The sequence below is a fragment of the Faecalibacterium sp. An192 genome (assembly GCF_002160175.1).
Classification (GTDB): domain Bacteria; phylum Bacillota; class Clostridia; order Oscillospirales; family Ruminococcaceae; genus Faecalibacterium.
In genome coordinates, this window is the sequence record NZ_NFKB01000001.1 from 69830 (window position 1) to 86117 (window position 16288).

Consider the following 16288-nt stretch of genomic DNA (forward strand, 5'->3'; position numbering starts at 1 on the left):
AATGGCAAAATTTGACGTAGTCGATCGGAACGGCAAAAAGGTCAGCGAGATCGAGCTTTCCGACGCCGTGTTCGGCATCACCCCGAACGAGAAGGCTGTTCACATTGCAGTTGTGAACTTCCTGGCCAACCAGCGCCAGGGCACCCAGAACACCAAGATCCGCAAGGAAGTCTCCGGCGGCGGCAAGAAGCCTTGGCGCCAGAAGGGCACCGGCCATGCACGCCAGGGCTCCATCCGCGCTCCGCAGTGGACTCACGGCGGCGTTGCTCTGGGCCCCAAGCCCCGCAGCTACAACTACCACATCAACAATAAGGTCCGCCGCCTGGCTCTGCTGAGCGTGCTGAGCGACAAGGCTGCCAACGGCAACATGATCGTGGTCGACAGCCTGGCCGTCGAGGCCTACAAGACCAAGGCTGTGGTCGCTATGCTGAACGCCGTGGGCGCCGGCAAGAAGAACCTGGTGGTCAACGAGACCGTCGATCCCATGTTCGTCAAGAGCGCCGCCAACATCCAGGGCGTCAAGACCACCTTCGCCGGCAGCGTGAACACCTATGACGTGCTGAACGCCGACAAGCTGATCATCAGCGAGGGCGCAGCGAAGAAGCTCGAGGAGGTGCTTGGCTAATGAAAACCGCACACGATATCATCCTGAAGCCGGTCATCACCGAGAACTCCATGGCTGGCATCGCTGATAAGAAGTACACCTTCAAGGTTGCTACCGACGCCACCAAGATCGAGATTGCCCAGGCAGTCGAGACTCTGTTCCCCGGCACCAAGGTCTCCAAGGTGAACACCATTTCGGTGCGCGGCCGTTTCCGCCGCCAGGGCCTGCACGGCGGTTACACCGCCGCCTCCAAGAAGGCCATCGTCACCCTGACCAAGGACTCCAAGGAGATCGAATTCTTCAACAGCATGGTCTGATGAAGGTCCGGGCCCGCCGAGGGCCCCTCTATGGGGATATGACCCCGATAATAATTCATGAGATAAATTAAAGGAGAATAGCACATGGCTATCAAGAAATACGGCCCCACTACCCCGGGCCGCCGCGGCATGACCGTCACGGACTACAGCGTTCTGTCCAAGGTCGCCCCTGAGCGCAGCCTGCTGGAGCCCATGAAGAAGCACAGCGGCCGCAACAACACCGGCCGCATCACCGTCCGTCATCACGGCGGCGGCAACCGCACCAAGTACCGCGTCATCGACTTCAAGCGTCAGAAGCTGGATGTCCCCGCTACTGTGAAGACCATCGAGTATGATCCCAACCGCAGCGCTTTCATCTGCCTGATCGAGTACACCGACGGCGTCAAGAGCTATATCATCTGCCCCGAAGGCCTGAAGGTCGGCGATACCGTTATCAGCGGCGCTACTGCTGATATCAAGCCCGGCAACTGCCTGCCCTTCGAGAACATCCCTGTCGGTACCATCCTGCACAACATCGAGCTGTACCCCGGCCGCGGCGCCCAGCTGGTCCGCTCCGCCGGCAACATGGCTCAGCTGATGGCTAAGGAGAATGGCTACGCCCTGATCCGTCTGCCCTCCGGCGAGATGCGCAACGTTCCTCTGAACTGCACCGCTGTCATCGGCCAGGTTTCCAACATCGACCACGAGAACGTCAACCTGGGCAAGGCTGGCCGCAAGCGCCACATGGGCGTCCGTCCCGGCAGCCGTGGTTCTGTCATGAACCCCAATGACCATCCCCACGGCGGTGGCGAGGGCCGCGCCCCCATCGGCCACTCTGGTCCTATGACCCCCTGGGGCAAGCCCGCACTGGGCCTCAAGACCCGCAAGCACCACAAGCGCTCCGACAAGCTGATCGTGAAGCGTGCCGGCAAGTAAGAGAGGAGTGTAGACCATGGGTAGAAGTATTAAAAAGGGACCTTTCGTCCAGCCTGCTCTTATGAAGCACGTGGAAGCGATGAACGCTTCTGGCAAGAAGCAGGTCATCAAGACCTGGAGCCGGGCCTCCACCATCTTCCCCGAGTTCGTGGGCCACACTTTCGCCGTCCATGACGGCCGCAAGCATGTGCCTGTGTACGTCACCGAGGATATGGTTGGCCACAAGCTGGGTGAGTTCGTGCCCACCCGCACCTTCAAGGGCCACACCGGCAATTCGAAGTAAGAAGGAGGAACACAAACATGGAAGCTCGGGCAATTCTTCGTTATGCCCGCATTAGTCCTCGCAAGGTTTCGATCGTGATGGACCTCATCCGCAACAAGCCTCTGGACGAAGCGATGGCAATCCTGCAGTACACCCCGAAGGCCGCTTGTGAGCCCCTTCTGAAGCTGGTGAAGTCTGCAGCTGCAAATGCAGAAAACAACTTCAATATGGATAAGAACAACCTCTATGTGGCCGAGTGCTACGTCTGCCCCGGCCCCACGCTGAAGCGGATGATGCCCCGCGCCCAGGGCCGCGGCTACCGCATCCTGAAGCGCACCAGCCACATGACCGTCGTTCTGAAAGAGAAAGAGTAAGTGAGGAGGTAAACAAATGGGCCAGAAAGTTAATCCGCACGGACTTCGTGTCGGCGTTATTAAAGACTGGGACAGCCGCTGGTTTGCTTCCAAGAAGGACTTCAGCGATAATCTGGTGGAGGACCACAAGATCCGCACTGAGCTGAAGGCTCTGCTCAAGGACGCCGGTGTCCCCAAGATCGAGATCGAGCGCACTGTGGATTCTTCCACCTCCGCTCCCCGCGTTACCGTGAACGTCTACTGCGCTAAGCCCGGTATGGTCATCGGTAAGGGCGGTGAGGAGCGCGTCGCTCTGCAGAACAAGCTGACCAAGGAGTATGGCAAGACCGTCGTGGTCAACGTCATCGAGGTCAAGAGCCCCTCCACCAACGCTCAGCTGGTGGCTGAGGACATCGCCCGTCAGCTGGAGAACCGCGTCACCTTCCGTCGCGCCATGAAGCAGTGCATCCGCAATGCCATGAGCCCCCGCGACCGCAGCACCGTCCCTGCAAAGGGTATCAAGGCTATGTGCTCCGGCCGTCTGGCTGGCGCTGACATCGCCCGCACCGAGAGCTATCACGAGGGCACCATCCCCCTGCAGACCCTGCGCGCCGACATCGACTACGGCTTCGCAGAGGCAGCCACCACCTACGGCCGCATCGGCGTCAAGGTGTGGATCTACAAGGGCGAGGTCCTCAAGAGCGCCAAGAACGCTAAGAGCGCTCCGAAGAAGGAAGGAGGCAACAAGTAATGTTACTGCCTAAGCGTGTTAAGTACCGCCGCGTTCAGCGCGGCCGCATGACCGGCAAGGCCACCCGCGGCAACGTGGTGTGCCAGGGCCAGTACGGCCTTGTTGCCCTGGAGCCGGCCTGGATCACCTCTGCGCAGATCGAGGCTGCCCGTGTCGCCATGACCCGTTATATCAAGCGTGGCGGCAAGGTCTGGATCAAGATCTTCCCCGACAAGCCCGTTACTGAGAAGCCCGCTGAGACCCGAATGGGTTCCGGTAAAGGCTCGCCCGAGTACTGGGTGGCAGTTGTTAAGCCCGGCCGCGTGCTGTTCGAGCTGGCGGACGTCGATGAGGCTACCGCACGCGAGGCTCTGCGCCTGGCTATGCACAAGCTGCCCATCAAGTGCAAATTTGTTGTCCGCGAGGACTCCGTGAAGGAGGATGGCACCAATGAAGGCTAATGAACTCCGCGAAATGCAGCCCGCAGAGCTGACCAGCAAGCTGGCAGACCTGAAGGCCGAGCTGTTTAACCTGCGTTTCCAGCATGCCATCAACCAGCTGGAGAACCCCGGCCGCATCGAAGCAGTCAAGCGCGACATCGCCCGTGTGATGACCGTTCTGGCTGAGAAGCAGTAAGGAGGTCAGACGATGGAAGAACGTAATCTGCGCAAGACCCGCGTTGGCGTGGTCGTTTCCGACAAGATGGACAAAACCATCGTGGTTGCCGTGAAGGACAGCGTGCAGCACCCCCTGTACAAGAAGATCCTGAAGCGCACCGCTAAGTTCAAGGCTCACGATGAGAAGAACGAGTGCGGCATCGGCGACCGTGTGGAGATCATGGAGTGCCGCCCCCTGAGCAAGGATGTGCGCTGGCGCCTGGTCCGTATCGTTGAGAAGGCAAAGTAAGCTTTTCTCAACTCCGCTGCTTTGAACAGTTTGAAAGGAGAAGTCTGATATGATTCAGATGCAAACTTATCTCAAAGTTGCCGACAACACCGGTGCCAAAGAGCTGATGTGCTTCCGCGTGCTGGGCGGTACCCGCAAGAGATATGCAAATATTGGCGACGTCGTGGTCTGCTCTGTCAAGAAGGCAGCCCCTGGCGGCACCGTGAAGAAGGGCGACGTTGTGAAGGCTGTCATCGTGCGCAGCAAGCACGGCGTCCGCCGCGACGACGGGTCCTACATCCGTTTTGATGAGAACGCCGCCGTTATCGTCATGGCTGACAAGAGCCCCAAGGGCACCCGTATCTTTGGACCGGTGGCCCGTGAGCTGCGTGAGGCCGGCTACACCAAGATCCTGAGCCTGGCTCCGGAATCGCTGTAAGGAGGTTTTCTTATGAATAATCTTCATGTTAAAACCGGCGACAACGTTATGATCATCAGCGGCAAGGACAAGGGCCACACCGGCAAGGTTCTGCAGGTCAGCCCCTCCGAAGGCAAGGTCATTGTTGAAGGCCAGAACATGGTTACCAAGCACGTCAAGCCCCGCCGTCAGGGCGAGCAGGGCGGCATCGTCAAGGCTGAGGGCGCTCTGTACGCCTCCAAGGTGATGCCCATCTGCCCCAAGTGCGGCAAGGCTGTCCGCGTCGGCCATGTTGAGAAGGACGGCAAGATGGTCCGCGTCTGCAAGAAGTGCGGCGCTGAGCTGTAAGAGAGGAGTAGGAAACAATGGCTCGTTTGAAAGAACAGTATGTCAATGAGATTGCTCCTGCTCTGAACAAGAAGTTCGGTTACAAGAGCGTCATGCAGATCCCCAAGCTGGACAAGGTCGTCATCAACGTCGCTTGCGGCGAGGCCAAGGAGAACGAGAAGATCCTCGAGGCCGTCATGAAGGACCTGGCTCAGATCACCGGCCAGAAGGCTGTTGTCTGCCGCGCCAAGAAGAGCGTTGCTAACTTCAAGCTGCGCGCCGGCACCCCCATCGGCTGCAAGGTCACCCTGCGCGGCGACCGTATGTACGAGTTCGTCGATCGCTTCTTCAACGTCGCTCTGCCCCGTGTCCGTGACTTCCGCGGCATCAACGGCAACGCATTCGACGGCCGTGGCAACTTCGCCTGCGGCATCAAGGAGCAGATCATCTTCCCCGAGATCGACTTCGACAAGGTCGACGCCGTCCGCGGCATGGATGTCTGCTTCGTCACCACCGCTAAGACCGATGAAGAGGGCAAGGAGCTGCTGAAGGCTCTGGGCGCTCCCTTCGAGAACAACTAAGGGAGGAGATTAACCAATGGCAAAGCTGTCTATGAAGCTCAAGCAGGCCCGCCCTGCTAAGTTCTCCACCCGCGCATACACCCGCTGCCGCATCTGCGGCCGGCCCCACTCGGTGCTGCGCAAGTACGGCGTGTGCCGTGTGTGCTTCCGTGAGCTGGCCTACAAGGGCGAGATCCCGGGCGTCAAGAAGGCTTCCTGGTAATTTGACCGGGGCCTGACAGGTAGTTGGATACCCGCCCCGGGGCTGAAGGTTTCGGGGCGGTATCATTATAAAAAGAACACAAACACAAACAACTAATCTAAGGAGGTTAGTGGCATGCAAATCACCGATCCTATCGCGGACCTGCTCACTCGCATCCGCAACGCCAGCACTGCCAAACACCCTTCTGTGGAGATCCCGGCTTCTAACATGAAGAAGGCCATCTGCCAGATCCTGGTCGACGAAGGGTACGTCAAGAGCATGCAGGTCAAGAACGACACCGTTCAGGGCACCATCGTGCTGAACCTGAAGTACCAGGCCAACGGCGAGCCTGTTCTGGCCGGCCTCAAGCGCGTGTCCAAGCCGGGCCTGCGCATCTACACCAACTGCGAGAATATGCCCCGCGTCATGAAGGGCCTGGGCATCGCAATCATTTCCACCTCGAAGGGCATCATGACCGATAAGGCCGCCCGTGCTGCGCACGTCGGCGGCGAGGTTCTGGCCTACGTGTGGTAAGAAAGGGGTAAAAGACAATGTCGAGAATTGGAAGAAAACCCATCGTCATTCCTGCCGGCGTCACTGTCACTGTCGATGAGGCAGCTCACACCGTCGCCGTCAAGGGCCCCAAGGGCAGCCTGAATTCCAACTATCATCCCCTGATGACCGTTAAGGTCGAGGGCAATGAAGTTTTGGTTACCCGCCCCAATGACGAGAACCTGGCCAAGAGCCTGCACGGCCTGACCCGCACCAACATCGCCAACATGGTGAACGGTGTTGTCAACGGCTACTCCAAGCAGATGGAGATCGTGGGCGTCGGCCTGCGCTGCCAGAAGCAGGGCTCCAACCTGGTCATGAACCTGGGCTTCTCTCACCAGGTGATCGTGTCGGATACTGACGACATCAAGATCGAGTGGCAGGACCCCAACAACTTCACCATTACCGGCATCGACAAGCAGAAGGTCGGCCAGTTTGCCGCTGAAGTCCGCGCCAAGAAGCCGCCCGAGCCCTACAAGGGCAAGGGCATCCGCTACAAGGGCGAGGTTGTCAAGCACAAGGAAGGCAAAGCCGGCAAGGGCAAGAAATAAGGTAAGGAGTGAAAGACAATGGTTAAGCAGATCGACAAGAACGAAGCCCGTCTTCGTCGTCATCGCCGCGTTCGCGGCAAGATCAGCGGCACCGCCGCTCGTCCTCGCCTGGATGTTTTCCGCTCCGCCAAGCACATTTACGCTCAGATCATCGATGATGAGAAGGGCGTGACTCTGGTGTCGGCGTCCACCATGGACAAGGACTTTGAAGGTTTCGGCGGCAACGTCGAGGCCGCTGCCCAGGTTGGCAAGAAGATTGCTGCCCGCGCCCTGGAGAAGGGCATCACTGAGGTCGTGTTCGACCGCGGCGGTTTCGTTTATCATGGCCGTGTCAAGGCCCTGGCTGACGGCGCCCGTGAGGGCGGCCTGAAGCTGTAACGAGAGGAGGAAGACAGTTATGGCTATGAGAAACCGTGAAGACGACGGCATGATCACCAAGGTGGTCTCCATCAACCGCGTGTCCAAGACCGTTAAGGGCGGCCGCATCATGAAGTTCGCCGCTCTGGTGGTCGTCGGCGACGGCAAGGGCACCATCGGCTACGGCATCGGCAAGGCGGGCGAAGTGCCCGAGGCTATCCGCAAGGGTGAGGCCGCTGCCAAGAAGAACATGTGCAAGATCGCCACTAAGGGCACCACCATCCCGCATGAGATCGTGGGCAAGTACGGCGCTGGCGCTGTCCTGCTCAAGCCCGCTGCCCCCGGTACCGGCATGATCGCTGGCGGCCCCGTGCGTGCCGTCATCGAGGCTGCTGGCATCAAGGACATCCGTGCGAAGTCCATGCGTTCCAACAACCCCATCAACGTTGTGTCTGCTACTTTCGCAGGCCTGTGCGGCCTGGTCAGCGCCGAGTCGGTCGCTGAGAAGCGGGGCAAGACCGTCAAAGAAATTCTGGGCTGAGGAGGGTAACACACCATGGCAGATAAGATGCTCAAGATCGAGCTGAAGAAGAGCCTGATTGGCCGCGGCAAGAAGCAGATCGCAACTGCCGAGGCCCTGGGCCTGAAGAAGCCGGGCGACGTCACCGTCCAGCCTGACAATGCCGCTACGCAGGGCAAGATCGCCAAGATCGGCTTCATGCTCAGCGTCACCGAAGCGTAACAGCAGGGGGTACACGCAATGAATCTTCATGAATTACACGCGATTCCCGGCGCCAACAAGGCTCGCACCCGCAAGGGCCGCGGCATTGGCTCGGGCAATGGCAAGACTGCCGGCTACGGCAGCAAGGGCCAGAAGGCCCGTTCCGGCGTCAAGCGCGCTGGTTTCGAAGGCGGCCAGATGCCGCTGCAGCGCCGTCTGCCCAAGGTCGGCTTTAACAACATTTTCGCTACCCGGTATGCCATCGTGAACGTGGCAGACCTGGAGAAGGTTTTCGAGGCTGGTGCTGTGGTTGATACCGAGGCACTGAAGGCTAAAGGCCTGGTCAAGAAGACCCTCGACGGCGTTAAGATTCTGGGTAACGGCGAGCTGACCAAGGCCCTGACCGTCAAGGCTGCAGCCTTTTCTGCTTCTGCCAAAGAGAAAATCGAGAAGGCAGGCGGGAAGGCTGAGGTGATGTAAGGTGTTTCAGACATTCCGAAACGCATGGAAAATCCCTGAGCTGAAGAGCCGTCTGCTCTTTACCCTGGGCATTCTGATCGTCTACCGTCTGGGCAGCGCGATCCCTGTGCCCTTCGTATCGGGCGATGCGCTCACTGCAATGTTCGCAAATGGCAGCATGCTGACTTATCTGGATATGATGAGCGGCGGCGCGCTGTCCCGGTGCACGATTTTCGCGTTAGGCGTCACACCCTATATCAATGCCTCCATTATTGTGCAGCTGCTGTGCGTTGCGATCCCGTATCTTGAAAACCTGGCCAAGGAATCCGACGGCCAGGCCAAGATCCGCCAGATCACCCGCTATGTGGGCGCCGGCATTGCACTGGTGCTGAGTATCGGCTACTATTTCCTGGTGCGCAACATGGGCGCCCTCAAGTACACCGCCGGCGCGGCTGGCATCTTCACCGCCATCGTGGTGATCCTGACCTTTACCGCCGGCGCACAGCTGACCACCTGGTGCGGTGAGCAGATCGATGACAAGGGCATCGGCAACGGTGTCTCCCTCATCATCTTTGCTTCCATCGTGTCCAACTGGTCGTCGGTCACCACCATGGTCACCGACATGCTGACCCGCGCTTCCAGCGGTCAGCCGCTGTACTACGTGCTGCTGCCGGTGCTGGTGGTTCTGGCTCTGGCCGTGGTGGTGTTCATCGTCATCATGACCAACGCCGAGCGCCGCATCACCATCCAGTACGCACGCCGTGTTGTGGGCCGCAAGCAGATCGGCGGGCAGAACAGCTATCTGCCCCTCAAGCTGAACATGAGCGGCGTTATGCCCATCATCTTCGCCAGCACCTTCTGCTCGATCCCCGGCACCATCGGCAGCTTCATCAACGTCGACCCCGTAGAGCACCCCATCTGGTACGCATTCTTCAGTACCTTCAACTACACCTCGGCGCTTTACGTGATCGTCTATGTTCTGCTGATCGTCGCGTTCAACTATTTCTACGTTTCCATCCAGTACAACCCGATTGAGATCGCCAACAATCTGCGCCGCAACAACGGCTCGATTCCCGGCTTCCGTCCCGGCAAGCCCACCAGCGATTTCATCATCAAGACGCTGAGCAAGATCACCATGATCGGCGGTGTCTTCCTGGCACTCGTGGCTGTACTGCCCATCATCCTGGGCAATGTGACCGGCGTGGCTATCCAGCTTGGCGGTACCAGCATGCTGATCGTGGTTGGTGTCGCTCTGGACACCACCCGCAGCCTGGACAGCTATATGACCATGCGCAACCACAAGGGTTTCCTGGGCTGATGATTTCCTGACGGGAATTTCCCAAACAGAATACACACCGTCGTCAAAGGCACTGGAAAAGAGAGGCACCCTCGATTTTTCAGTGCCTTTGTTTATATCACGTGATAAGACAGGTAAGAAAGGAGCATGGAAATGAATCTCATTCTGTTAGGCGCCCCGGGTGCGGGCAAGGGCACCCAGGCCGAAGTCCTCACCGCAAAGCTGGGCATCCCGGCCATTTCCACCGGCAACATTCTGCGGGCCGCCGTCAAGGAGGGCACCGAGATGGGCCTGAAGGCTAAGAGTTACATGGACGCAGGCGGCCTGGTGCCCGATGACGTCATCATCGGCATCCTGAAGGACCGGCTGGCACAGCCCGACTGCGCCAAGGGCTTCATTCTGGACGGCGTGCCCCGCACCATCGCCCAGGCCGAGGCCATCGAGCGGATGGGCATCCGCATCGACAAAGTTCTGGACCTGGCCGTGGATGAAGAGGTCATCTTCAACCGGATGAGCGGCCGCCGCGTCTGCGAGAAGTGCGGCGCCAGCTACCACATCCACACCAAGCCCAGCAAGGTGGAGGGCGTCTGCGACAGCTGCGGCGGCCAGCTGGTCACCCGCAAGGACGATCAGCCCGAGACGGTGCGCGACCGTCTCAAGGCCTACCACGCCCAGACCGAACCCCTGATCGACTTCTACCGCAGCCGCGGCAAACTGGCCGTGGTGGAGAGCGGCAGCACCGTCGAGGCTACGACGGCGGAAGTGATGAAAGCCCTGGAGGCATAAGCATTGATTCAGATCAAAAACGCAAAAGAACTGGAGGGCATGCGCCGGGCCAACGCCCTGAGCGCCGCTGCCCTGAAGTACGGCGGCGAGCACATCGAGGCCGGCATGACCACCTGGGAGCTGGATAAGCTCATCTATGAGTTCATCGTCAAGCACGGCGGCACCCCCAACTTCAAGGGGCTGTACGGCTTCCCCGGGTCGGCCTGCATCAGCCTGAACGACACCGTCATTCACGGCATCCCCTCCCATGACATTATCATCCGCCCGGGCGACATCGTCAGCATTGACACCGGCGCCAAGGTGGACGGCTTCAACGGTGACAACGCCTGCACCTTCCCGGTGGGCAAGGTGGACCTGGAGGCCCAGCGCCTGCTGGACGTCACCAAGGAGGCCCTGCACCTGGGCATCGCCCAGGCCAAGGCTGGCAACCGCATCGGCGACATCGGCCACGCGGTCCAGACTTATTGTGAGGAGGCCGGCTTCTCGGTGGTGCGGGAGTTCGTGGGCCACGGTACCGGCCGTGAGCTCCACGAGGACCCCGAAGTGCCCAACTACGGCAACCCCGGCCGCGGCCCGCGGCTGGTGCCGGGCATGACCATCGCCATCGAGCCGATGATCTGTCAGTACGGCCCCAAGGTCAAGACTCTGTCCGACGGATGGACCGTCAAGACCAAGGACGGCGGCCTGGCTGCTCATTTTGAGCACTCGGTGGCCATCCTCCGGGACCACACCGAAATCATGACCCTGGGCTGGGAAGACCCGGACTTTACCCTCTGATTCCGCTGCGAATCGGAACGGACAGGGGAGGGCGCTTCGCCCCGGCGAAATGCACAAAAAGGAAAGATTTCCGCTCTTGAAAAAGGGCGGAAATTTTTATCGGAAATACGAAAAAACCCCTTGCATTCTGCAGCAAAAAGGTGTATAATTCACTAATGGCTGTGGAGGCCAGATGCTTTCTCGGCAAGCAGGGTCATTCTGCTTGTTTGCGGATTTTGTGCCGCTCAGAGGGAAGTATGTGGCGCTCACTGCCCCCGTCCGCACAAGACAAACTGAGCAGATCCATAAGGAGGCAAATAGCTTGTCTAAAGAAGACGTTATCGAGATTGAAGGCATCGTGCGCGAAGCGATGCCCAACGCCATCTTTAAGGTGGAAATGTTGAGCGAGGATAAGGCCACCGGGAAGCTCACGCCCAGCGGCCACACCCTGCTGGCGCACATCTCCGGCAAGCTGCGGACCAACTTCATCCGCATCCTGCCCGGCGATAAGGTCACAGTCGAAATGTCGCCCTACGATCTGACGAAGGGCCGCATCACCTGGCGTTCCAAATAAACGCCAGGACCAACCAAAAGGAGGTTCAACATCATGAAGGTCAAACCTTCCGTGAAGCCCATCTGCGAAAAGTGCAAGGTCATCCGCCGCAAAGGCCGCGTGATGGTCATCTGCCAGAACCCCAAGCACAAGCAGCGCCAGGGCTAATCAGCCGGCGCTAGGGGGTCAAGTGCGTAGAGTCCCGGCGCAGACCCCGACACTGACATGGGATCATTTTTGGAGGAAATTATTATGGCACGTATTGCCGGCGTTGACCTGCCCCGCGAGAAGCGGATCGAGATAGGTCTCACCTACGTCTACGGGATCGGCCGCACCACTGCGGACAAGATCCTGGCTGCCACTGGCATCAACCCCGATACCCGCGTGAAGGATCTGACCCGTGAGGAAGAAGCCAAGATCCGTGATTATATCGACCAGGCCAACATCATCGTTGAGGGTGACCTGCGCCGCAACGTCGCACTGGACATCAAGCGTCTGGTGGAGATCCAGTCTTACCGCGGCATTCGCCATCGCAAGAATCTGCCCTGCCGTGGCCAGCGCACCAAGACCAATGCCCGCACCTGCAAGGGTCCCAAGCGCACGGTCGCTAACAAGAAGAAGTAAGGAGGATTTGAGAAATGGCTAATGCTAATAACGCCAAAAAAGGCGCTGTCCGTACCAAGCGCAGAGAGCGCAAGAACGTTGTCGCTGGTCAGGCTCACATCCAGTCTACCTTCAATAACACTGTGGTCACCATCACCGACCTGCAGGGCAACGCTATTTCCTGGTGCTCCTCGGGCAGCCTGAACTTCCGCGGCAGCCGCAAGAGCACTCCGTTTGCTGCACAGTCCGCAGCTGAGACCGCTGCCAAGACCGCAATCGAGCATGGCATGAAGACCGTTGAGGTCTACGTCAAGGGCCCCGGCGCTGGCCGTGAGTCCGCGATCCGTGCGCTGCAGGCCACCGGCCTGGAGGTCACCCTGATTAAGGACGTGACCCCCATCCCCCACAATGGCTGCCGGCCCCCGAAGCGCCGCCGTGTCTGATTGAAGGAGGAAACTAAATTATGGCAAAGAATACGCAGCCTATCGCAAAGCGTTGCAAGGCCCTGGGCATTTCTCCTGCAGTCATGGGCTATGCAAAGAAGAATACTACCCGCAACTCCAATGGCAACATGCGCAAGAAGCAGTCTGAGTATGCCATGCAGCTGAAGGAGAAGCAGAAGGTCAAGTTCATCTACGGTGTTCTGGAGAAGCAGTTCCGCAACACCTTTGAAAAGGCCGCTGCCCGTCCTGGCCAGACCGGTGAGAACCTGCTCCAGATGATGGAGTGCCGTCTGGACAACGTCGTGTTCCGTCTGGGCTACGCTCAGACCCGCCGCGACGCTCGTCAGCTGGTCTCCCACGCCCACTTCACCGTCAACGGCAAGAAGGTCAACATCCCCTCTTACCAGGTGAAGGCCGGCGACGTGGTCGAGGTCCGCGAGTCCAGCCGTTCTTCGGCTAAGTTTGCCAAGCTGACCGGCCCCGAGGCACCCGTTGTGGCTCTGCCCGCCTGGCTGGAGCGCGAGGCCGGTACCCTGAAGGGCACCGTTACCCGTCTGCCCGAGCGCAGCGACATCGATTACGAAGTCGCCGAGCATCTCATCGTCGAGCTGTACTCCAAGTAATCCCATTGGGCGGATGCCCGCAGGGACAGCCCGCCGGATTCTTTTCAGAATTGCAGAATGGGCCGATGGTGACGTCGGTTTTACAAGGAGGACATTGATATGATGGAGATTGAACGTCCCAAAATCGAAACGGCGAGCCTCTCGCCTGACGGCCGCTACGGTAAATTCGTAGCAGAACCTCTGGAGCGCGGTTTCGGCATCACGCTGGGCAACAGCCTGCGCAGAGTTCTTCTGTCTTCTCTGCCCGGTGTCGCCGTGACCAGTGTCAAGATCGACGGCGTAGTCCACGAGTTCTCCACCATTGAGGGCGTCAAGGAAGACGTTACCGAAATTGTCCTGAACCTGAAGGGTATTGCTGCAAAGCTGTACTCTGACGGCCCCAAAACGGTGCGTGTCGAGGCAGTGGGCCCCTGTGAGGTCACTGCTGACAGCATCAAACAGGGCGACGAGATCGAGATCCTGAATCCTGAATGGCACATTGCTACCCTGGGCGAGGGCGGCCGGCTCGTCATGGAGCTGACCTTCGACAAGGGCCGCGGCTATGTGCCCGCAGAGCGCAACAAGCAGAGCATCGTCGAGAAGAATGACATCAATACTCTTCCCGTCGACAGCATTTATACCCCCGTGCTGAAGGTGAACTACAGCGTGGACAACACCCGCGTAGGCCAGATCACCGACTACGACAAGCTGACCCTCGAGGTTTGGACGGATGGCACGATCAACGCGCAGGAGGCTGTGAGCCTTGCCGCCCGCGTGCTGACCGAGCACCTGAACCTGTTCGTCAACCTGTCGGACGAAGCCGCCGGCACTGAGATCATGGTGGAGAAGACCACCGACGACAAGGAAAAGGCCCTCGAGATGACCATCGAGGAGCTGGACCTGAGCGTCCGGTCCTTCAACTGCCTGAAGCGTGCAGGCATCAACACGGTGGAAGACCTGGTCAGCAAGAGCGAGGACGAAATGATGAAAGTCCGCAATCTGGGCCGCAAGAGCCTGGAGGAAGTCATGGCGAAGCTTGACTCGCTCGGCTTCAAGCTGAACACAGACGATGATAACTAAAATTGTTTAAGGAGTGAAACGGGATGCCCGGTACCAGAAAGCTCGGTAGGACCACCGACAGCCGCAAGGCTATGATGCGCGCCATGGTCACCTACCTGTTAGAGAATGGCAAGATCGAGACCACTGTTACCCGTGCCAAGGACGTTCGTTCCATGGCCGAGAAGATGATCACCCTGGGTAAGAGCAGTGACCTGCACACCAAGCGCCAGGTTTACGGCTACATCACCAAGGAAGATGTGGCAAAGAAGCTGTTTGACGAGATCAGCCCCAAGTACGCTGACCGCAACGGCGGCTACACCCGCATCGTGAAGATTGGCGTCCGCCGCGGCGATGCCGCCGAGATGGCAATCCTCGAGCTGGTCTAATCTTAGATAAAGCGTATGGCCCCTGTCCGCAAGGACGGGGGCTTTTTTGCGTCCCGGGGCCGCTGTCCATCCTCAGAACGGCACGCCGGACCGGGCCTGCATCCCGGGTCCTGCGCCCCGGCTGCCGCCCGGTCTGCTTTTTGGGAGGAGGGGGCGGATTTTGGCGCGGGAGGGGGACGGCGGCGATTTTCTCAAAGCCAAGCTAGAAATCGTCACAATTCAATAGTATAATAAAAGAGCTTACTGCGGTGCGGCCACAGCCCGCCGCAACACCATGGAAAGGGGGAGCGTCCTTGAAGGCTTGGACAAGGCTGGCGGCGGTGGTCTGCGCCGCCGCGCTGCTGGCAGGGTGCGCCCTGCCGGGACAGGAGCGGACCTCAGTGGAGGAGCTGCTGCGTGCGCCCCGCCTGGAGGGCGACTACGGCGAGATTCAGGCGGCGCTGGACAGCTGGCTGGGCCAGAGCGCCCAGCTGAAATACCCCCTGAACGGGGATTTGCTGTCGCCCTTTCTCATGAGCGACTTTGACGGGGACAACGTCCAGGACGCGGCGGTCCTCTATACGGTGGCGGACACCACCAATATATGTCTGGCCATCCTCCAAAAAGACGAGACCGGCGCCTGGCAGGTGCAGGACGCCATCGAGGGCCTCACCGATACGGTGGACACCGTCCAGTTTGCCCGGCTGCAGGAGGGGGGCGCCAACCAGATTCTGGTGGGCTATACCGCCCAGCAGGAGGACAACTACCTGGCGGTCTATGACTATCAGGACGGGGAGATCGATTCGATTTTCGCCGAGCCCTATGACCAGTATATCATTGAGGACATCACCGGCACCGGCTATGAAGATCTGGTGCTGCTGGGTACCGACGAGCAGGGCAACGCCGAAATCAAGCTGCTGAGCTCGGACCGGAAGGGCGGCTTCCGTCAGGCCATGGTGTCGGGCCTGTCGCCGGACAAGTTCACCGGCTGCGCCTCCCTGGCCGCCGGCATGGGGGCCTATGGGGGCCAGTATCTGGTGCTGGACGGCTGGACCGGCGTGTCGGGCACCAATCTGGCCTCGGTGCTGCTGCGGTACAACGAACAGACCCAGCAGATGGAGCCGGCCCGCCAGGTGAGCGCCGACGCCCTCTATGAGGCGTCGCTGCGGAACGTGCCCGACCTCACCAGCCGGGACCTGGACAAGGACGGAGTGGTGGAGATTCCCACCCAGCCCGAGGGCGCGGGCCTCATCAACATCAGCCAGGGCCGACGGATGGACTTCATCCTCTGGATGGATTACACCAGCGCCCAGCCCCGCAAGAGCTTCGGCATTCTGGATGAGGAGCTGAGCTTTTATCTGGAGCTGCCCATGGAATGGTACGGCAGCCTGCTGCTCACCGACGGCCCGGGGGAAAATGAAGTGGAGCTGCGGAGCCAGGACGGCCAGCAGCTGTATTTGACCATACGGATTACCGATATATCCGACCGAACCTCGGGCTGGACCCGGCTGGGCGTGGTGTCCAACCAGCTGGTGCAGGCGCAGTTCGGCCCCGATACCGTGGTGGCAGACCCGCTGTACCGGCTGTCCCGCTCGTTCTATATCCTGTAAG

At 59.6% G+C, this 16288-nt stretch carries 30 protein-coding genes; all 30 read left to right on the plus strand.

Annotated elements, in window-relative coordinates; all coding sequences use genetic code 11:
* Position 1: 1 nt before the first annotated feature.
* The 30 genes from rplD to B5F27_RS00475 all read left to right on the plus strand — a co-directional run bounded on the left by rplD (position 2) and on the right by B5F27_RS00475 (position 16287).
* A complete protein-coding gene (gene rplD / locus B5F27_RS00330) occupies positions 2-625 on the plus strand; it encodes a 50S ribosomal protein L4 (protein WP_087246318.1) in 624 nt (207 codons plus the stop codon).
* The gene (gene rplW, locus B5F27_RS00335; RefSeq protein ID WP_087231864.1) at positions 625-921 is read left to right on the plus strand and encodes a 50S ribosomal protein L23; all 297 of its coding nucleotides are present in this window, start codon (positions 625-627) and stop codon (positions 919-921) included. The genes rplD and rplW overlap by 1 nt, the downstream gene beginning before the upstream one ends.
* An 84-nt stretch (positions 922-1005) precedes the next feature.
* On the plus strand, positions 1006-1836 hold the full coding sequence (gene rplB, locus B5F27_RS00340; protein ID WP_087246319.1) for a 50S ribosomal protein L2: 831 nt from the start codon (positions 1006-1008) through the stop codon (positions 1834-1836).
* Positions 1837-1852: 16 nt separating this feature from the next.
* Positions 1853-2119, plus strand: coding sequence for a 30S ribosomal protein S19 (gene rpsS / locus B5F27_RS00345; RefSeq protein WP_087246320.1), 267 nt, complete (start codon positions 1853-1855; stop codon positions 2117-2119).
* Between the two features lie 17 nt (positions 2120-2136).
* Positions 2137-2472 carry a 50S ribosomal protein L22 gene (gene rplV, locus B5F27_RS00350; protein ID WP_087231873.1) on the plus strand — a complete coding sequence of 112 codons (336 nt, stop codon included), beginning with the start codon at positions 2137-2139 and terminating at the stop codon, positions 2470-2472.
* 16 nt (positions 2473-2488) lie between these two features.
* A complete protein-coding gene (gene rpsC / locus B5F27_RS00355) occupies positions 2489-3202 on the plus strand; it encodes a 30S ribosomal protein S3 (RefSeq protein WP_087246321.1) in 714 nt (237 codons plus the stop codon).
* The gene (gene rplP / locus B5F27_RS00360; RefSeq protein WP_087231879.1) at positions 3202-3642 is read left to right on the plus strand and encodes a 50S ribosomal protein L16; all 441 of its coding nucleotides are present in this window, start codon (positions 3202-3204) and stop codon (positions 3640-3642) included. Before rpsC ends, rplP begins: the two co-directional genes overlap by 1 nt.
* Positions 3632-3817: a 50S ribosomal protein L29 gene (rpmC, locus tag B5F27_RS00365; protein ID WP_087246322.1), complete on the plus strand. Its 186-nt coding sequence runs from the start codon at positions 3632-3634 to the stop codon at positions 3815-3817. Before rplP ends, rpmC begins: the two co-directional genes overlap by 11 nt.
* A gap of 12 nt (positions 3818-3829) precedes the next feature.
* Positions 3830-4087, plus strand: coding sequence for a 30S ribosomal protein S17 (gene rpsQ, locus B5F27_RS00370; protein WP_087246323.1), 258 nt, complete (start codon positions 3830-3832; stop codon positions 4085-4087).
* Positions 4088-4136: 49 nt separating this feature from the next.
* The gene (rplN, locus tag B5F27_RS00375; RefSeq protein ID WP_087246324.1) at positions 4137-4505 is read left to right on the plus strand and encodes a 50S ribosomal protein L14; all 369 of its coding nucleotides are present in this window, start codon (positions 4137-4139) and stop codon (positions 4503-4505) included.
* A 12-nt stretch (positions 4506-4517) separates the two neighbouring features.
* Complete coding sequence (gene rplX / locus B5F27_RS00380) at positions 4518-4832, plus strand: 50S ribosomal protein L24 (protein ID WP_087246325.1); 315 nt, start codon at positions 4518-4520, stop codon at positions 4830-4832.
* 17 nt (positions 4833-4849) lie between these two features.
* Positions 4850-5392 (plus strand): 50S ribosomal protein L5, encoded by a 543-nt coding sequence (gene rplE, locus B5F27_RS00385; RefSeq protein ID WP_087246326.1) that lies wholly within the window; start codon positions 4850-4852, stop codon positions 5390-5392.
* Positions 5393-5408: 16 nt separating this feature from the next.
* Positions 5409-5594, plus strand: a complete 186-nt coding sequence (locus B5F27_RS00390) for a type Z 30S ribosomal protein S14 (protein ID WP_087231894.1) — start codon at positions 5409-5411, stop codon at positions 5592-5594.
* 114 nt (positions 5595-5708) lie between these two features.
* A complete protein-coding gene (gene rpsH / locus B5F27_RS00395; protein WP_087363790.1) occupies positions 5709-6107 on the plus strand; it encodes a 30S ribosomal protein S8 in 399 nt (132 codons plus the stop codon).
* Between the two features lie 17 nt (positions 6108-6124).
* On the plus strand, positions 6125-6676 hold the full coding sequence (gene rplF / locus B5F27_RS00400; protein WP_087246328.1) for a 50S ribosomal protein L6: 552 nt from the start codon (positions 6125-6127) through the stop codon (positions 6674-6676).
* A gap of 18 nt (positions 6677-6694) precedes the next feature.
* Entirely contained in the window at positions 6695-7054 is a 360-nt protein-coding gene (rplR, locus tag B5F27_RS00405) for a 50S ribosomal protein L18 (protein ID WP_087246329.1), read from the plus strand.
* 19 nt (positions 7055-7073) lie between these two features.
* Positions 7074-7574: a 30S ribosomal protein S5 gene (gene rpsE, locus B5F27_RS00410; RefSeq protein WP_087246330.1), complete on the plus strand. Its 501-nt coding sequence runs from the start codon at positions 7074-7076 to the stop codon at positions 7572-7574.
* A 15-nt stretch (positions 7575-7589) separates the two neighbouring features.
* A complete protein-coding gene (rpmD, locus tag B5F27_RS00415; protein ID WP_087246331.1) occupies positions 7590-7775 on the plus strand; it encodes a 50S ribosomal protein L30 in 186 nt (61 codons plus the stop codon).
* A gap of 18 nt (positions 7776-7793) precedes the next feature.
* A complete protein-coding gene (gene rplO / locus B5F27_RS00420) occupies positions 7794-8234 on the plus strand; it encodes a 50S ribosomal protein L15 (protein WP_087246332.1) in 441 nt (146 codons plus the stop codon).
* Position 8235: 1 nt separating this feature from the next.
* The gene (secY, locus tag B5F27_RS00425) at positions 8236-9531 is read left to right on the plus strand and encodes a preprotein translocase subunit SecY (RefSeq protein WP_087363793.1); all 1296 of its coding nucleotides are present in this window, start codon (positions 8236-8238) and stop codon (positions 9529-9531) included.
* 132 nt (positions 9532-9663) lie between these two features.
* The gene (locus B5F27_RS00430) at positions 9664-10296 is read left to right on the plus strand and encodes an adenylate kinase (protein WP_087246334.1); all 633 of its coding nucleotides are present in this window, start codon (positions 9664-9666) and stop codon (positions 10294-10296) included.
* Positions 10297-10299: 3 nt separating this feature from the next.
* Positions 10300-11073, plus strand: coding sequence for a type I methionyl aminopeptidase (gene map / locus B5F27_RS00435; RefSeq protein WP_087246335.1), 774 nt, complete (start codon positions 10300-10302; stop codon positions 11071-11073).
* A 301-nt stretch (positions 11074-11374) separates the two neighbouring features.
* Positions 11375-11626, plus strand: coding sequence for a translation initiation factor IF-1 (infA, locus tag B5F27_RS00440; protein ID WP_087246336.1), 252 nt, complete (start codon positions 11375-11377; stop codon positions 11624-11626).
* A 33-nt stretch (positions 11627-11659) separates the two neighbouring features.
* Positions 11660-11773 carry a 50S ribosomal protein L36 gene (gene rpmJ, locus B5F27_RS00445; RefSeq protein WP_005921832.1) on the plus strand — a complete coding sequence of 38 codons (114 nt, stop codon included), beginning with the start codon at positions 11660-11662 and terminating at the stop codon, positions 11771-11773.
* Positions 11774-11857: 84 nt separating this feature from the next.
* The gene (gene rpsM / locus B5F27_RS00450; RefSeq protein WP_087246337.1) at positions 11858-12229 is read left to right on the plus strand and encodes a 30S ribosomal protein S13; all 372 of its coding nucleotides are present in this window, start codon (positions 11858-11860) and stop codon (positions 12227-12229) included.
* 14 nt (positions 12230-12243) lie between these two features.
* Complete coding sequence (gene rpsK / locus B5F27_RS00455; RefSeq protein WP_087246338.1) at positions 12244-12651, plus strand: 30S ribosomal protein S11; 408 nt, start codon at positions 12244-12246, stop codon at positions 12649-12651.
* 20 nt (positions 12652-12671) lie between these two features.
* Positions 12672-13274 (plus strand): 30S ribosomal protein S4, encoded by a 603-nt coding sequence (gene rpsD / locus B5F27_RS00460; RefSeq protein ID WP_087246339.1) that lies wholly within the window; start codon positions 12672-12674, stop codon positions 13272-13274.
* A gap of 99 nt (positions 13275-13373) precedes the next feature.
* Positions 13374-14333: a DNA-directed RNA polymerase subunit alpha gene (locus B5F27_RS00465; protein ID WP_087246340.1), complete on the plus strand. Its 960-nt coding sequence runs from the start codon at positions 13374-13376 to the stop codon at positions 14331-14333.
* Positions 14334-14356: 23 nt separating this feature from the next.
* Positions 14357-14698 carry a 50S ribosomal protein L17 gene (gene rplQ / locus B5F27_RS00470; protein WP_087246341.1) on the plus strand — a complete coding sequence of 114 codons (342 nt, stop codon included), beginning with the start codon at positions 14357-14359 and terminating at the stop codon, positions 14696-14698.
* 293 nt (positions 14699-14991) lie between these two features.
* Positions 14992-16287: a hypothetical protein gene (locus tag B5F27_RS00475; protein ID WP_242962004.1), complete on the plus strand. Its 1296-nt coding sequence runs from the start codon at positions 14992-14994 to the stop codon at positions 16285-16287.
* Position 16288 lies beyond the last annotated feature (1 nt).

What these genes read in the sequence shown, in the direction of transcription:
- rpsH (WP_087363790.1), top strand. Translation starts at nt 5,709, where the DNA reads ATGCAAATCACCGATCCTATCGCGGACCTGCTCACTCGCATCCGCAAC.
- rpsQ (WP_087246323.1), top strand. Translation starts at nt 3,830, where the DNA reads ATGGAAGAACGTAATCTGCGCAAGACCCGCGTTGGCGTGGTCGTTTCC.
- rplN (WP_087246324.1), top strand. Translation starts at nt 4,137, where the DNA reads ATGATTCAGATGCAAACTTATCTCAAAGTTGCCGACAACACCGGTGCC.
- rplO (WP_087246332.1), top strand. Translation starts at nt 7,794, where the DNA reads ATGAATCTTCATGAATTACACGCGATTCCCGGCGCCAACAAGGCTCGC.
- rpmC (WP_087246322.1), top strand. Translation starts at nt 3,632, where the DNA reads ATGAAGGCTAATGAACTCCGCGAAATGCAGCCCGCAGAGCTGACCAGC.
- rpsM (WP_087246337.1), top strand. Translation starts at nt 11,858, where the DNA reads ATGGCACGTATTGCCGGCGTTGACCTGCCCCGCGAGAAGCGGATCGAG.
- rplB (WP_087246319.1), top strand. Translation starts at nt 1,006, where the DNA reads ATGGCTATCAAGAAATACGGCCCCACTACCCCGGGCCGCCGCGGCATG.
- rpmJ (WP_005921832.1), top strand. Translation starts at nt 11,660, where the DNA reads ATGAAGGTCAAACCTTCCGTGAAGCCCATCTGCGAAAAGTGCAAGGTC.
- rplQ (WP_087246341.1), top strand. Translation starts at nt 14,357, where the DNA reads ATGCCCGGTACCAGAAAGCTCGGTAGGACCACCGACAGCCGCAAGGCT.
- rpsS (WP_087246320.1), top strand. Translation starts at nt 1,853, where the DNA reads ATGGGTAGAAGTATTAAAAAGGGACCTTTCGTCCAGCCTGCTCTTATG.
- B5F27_RS00390 (WP_087231894.1), top strand. Translation starts at nt 5,409, where the DNA reads ATGGCAAAGCTGTCTATGAAGCTCAAGCAGGCCCGCCCTGCTAAGTTC.
- rpsE (WP_087246330.1), top strand. Translation starts at nt 7,074, where the DNA reads ATGGCTATGAGAAACCGTGAAGACGACGGCATGATCACCAAGGTGGTC.
- rplP (WP_087231879.1), top strand. Translation starts at nt 3,202, where the DNA reads ATGTTACTGCCTAAGCGTGTTAAGTACCGCCGCGTTCAGCGCGGCCGC.
- rpmD (WP_087246331.1), top strand. Translation starts at nt 7,590, where the DNA reads ATGGCAGATAAGATGCTCAAGATCGAGCTGAAGAAGAGCCTGATTGGC.
- rplE (WP_087246326.1), top strand. Translation starts at nt 4,850, where the DNA reads ATGGCTCGTTTGAAAGAACAGTATGTCAATGAGATTGCTCCTGCTCTG.
- B5F27_RS00430 (WP_087246334.1), top strand. Translation starts at nt 9,664, where the DNA reads ATGAATCTCATTCTGTTAGGCGCCCCGGGTGCGGGCAAGGGCACCCAG.
- rpsK (WP_087246338.1), top strand. Translation starts at nt 12,244, where the DNA reads ATGGCTAATGCTAATAACGCCAAAAAAGGCGCTGTCCGTACCAAGCGC.
- rplF (WP_087246328.1), top strand. Translation starts at nt 6,125, where the DNA reads ATGTCGAGAATTGGAAGAAAACCCATCGTCATTCCTGCCGGCGTCACT.
- rpsD (WP_087246339.1), top strand. Translation starts at nt 12,672, where the DNA reads ATGGCAAAGAATACGCAGCCTATCGCAAAGCGTTGCAAGGCCCTGGGC.
- rplW (WP_087231864.1), top strand. Translation starts at nt 625, where the DNA reads ATGAAAACCGCACACGATATCATCCTGAAGCCGGTCATCACCGAGAAC.
- rplV (WP_087231873.1), top strand. Translation starts at nt 2,137, where the DNA reads ATGGAAGCTCGGGCAATTCTTCGTTATGCCCGCATTAGTCCTCGCAAG.
- rplD (WP_087246318.1), top strand. Translation starts at nt 2, where the DNA reads ATGGCAAAATTTGACGTAGTCGATCGGAACGGCAAAAAGGTCAGCGAG.
- B5F27_RS00465 (WP_087246340.1), top strand. Translation starts at nt 13,374, where the DNA reads ATGATGGAGATTGAACGTCCCAAAATCGAAACGGCGAGCCTCTCGCCT.
- rplR (WP_087246329.1), top strand. Translation starts at nt 6,695, where the DNA reads ATGGTTAAGCAGATCGACAAGAACGAAGCCCGTCTTCGTCGTCATCGC.
- rplX (WP_087246325.1), top strand. Translation starts at nt 4,518, where the DNA reads ATGAATAATCTTCATGTTAAAACCGGCGACAACGTTATGATCATCAGC.
- rpsC (WP_087246321.1), top strand. Translation starts at nt 2,489, where the DNA reads ATGGGCCAGAAAGTTAATCCGCACGGACTTCGTGTCGGCGTTATTAAA.